Source organism: Roseburia sp. AF12-17LB, assembly GCF_003479605.1.
In the GTDB taxonomy this organism is placed as follows: domain Bacteria; phylum Bacillota; class Clostridia; order Lachnospirales; family Lachnospiraceae; genus Roseburia_C; species Roseburia_C amylophila.
The window spans coordinates 1-776 of sequence record NZ_QUHR01000011.1 but is presented as its reverse complement, the minus strand read 5'-3'; the positions used below and the strand labels follow the sequence as shown (position 1 = coordinate 776).

The window sequence follows — 776 nt, the reverse complement described above, 5'->3', positions numbered from 1 at the left end:
CGGTATGAATGCCCGCGACCGGAATCGAACCGGTACTGTGTCACCACAACAGGATTTTAAGTCCTGCGCGTCTGCCAGTTCCGCCACGCGGGCATATGGGACCTACAGGGCTCGAACCTGTGACCCTCTGCTTGTAAGGCAGATGCTCTCCCAGCTGAGCTAAGATCCCAAAACGACCCAAGCGGGACTCGAACCCGCGACCTCCGCCGTGACAGGGCGGCGCTCTAACCAACTGAGCCATTGGGCCAAATAAATTTAAAATAAAAGTGGACCTTCGGGGACTCGAACCCAGGACCGACCGGTTATGAGCCGGTTGCTCTAACCAACTGAGCTAAAGGTCCATATAAAGCCGATGATCGGACTCGAACCGATAACCTGCTGATTACAAATCAGCTGCTCTGCCAATTGAGCCACATCGGCGTATGCCTTCTGCAGACTATGAACCCAGCCTTTCAGCCAATCTTGCAGTTTACAATCCATGAGTTTTCACCCAAGTGACTCCGACGGGAATCGAACCCGTGTTACCGCCGTGAAAGGGCGATGTCTTAACCGCTTGACCACGGAGCCATATATTATTTATCAATGTTGATAAAAAAACTCCCCGAGTAGGGCTCGAACCTACAACATCACGGTTAACAGCCGTGCGCTCTACCATTGAGCTATCGAGGATTATTAATAGGCTATGCTATTTTATAACATACCTTCAAAACTTCATACAGATTGTTTCCGAGTTGCTTTGGTCAAGCCCTCGACCGATTAGTAACAGTCAGCTCCAC

The 776-nt window shown here is 50.5% G+C and carries 7 tRNA genes; all 7 read right to left on the bottom strand.

Going from position 1 to position 776, the window contains the following annotated elements:
- Positions 1 to 9: 9 nt before the first annotated feature.
- A tRNA-Leu gene (locus DWV68_RS11875) sits at positions 10 to 93 on the bottom strand.
- 3 nt (positions 94 to 96) lie between these two features.
- Positions 97 to 169 (bottom strand) — tRNA-Val (locus tag DWV68_RS11870).
- A gap of 4 nt (positions 170 to 173) precedes the next feature.
- Positions 174 to 247: transfer RNA gene (locus DWV68_RS11865), tRNA-Asp, on the bottom strand.
- 20 nt (positions 248 to 267) lie between these two features.
- A tRNA-Ile gene (locus DWV68_RS11860) sits at positions 268 to 341 on the bottom strand.
- Positions 342 to 347: 6 nt separating this feature from the next.
- Positions 348 to 420: transfer RNA gene (locus DWV68_RS11855), tRNA-Thr, on the bottom strand.
- A gap of 75 nt (positions 421 to 495) precedes the next feature.
- Positions 496 to 567, bottom strand: a tRNA-Glu gene (locus DWV68_RS11850).
- 30 nt (positions 568 to 597) lie between these two features.
- Positions 598 to 669 (bottom strand) — tRNA-Asn (locus tag DWV68_RS11845).
- Positions 670 to 776: the final 107 nt, after the last annotated feature.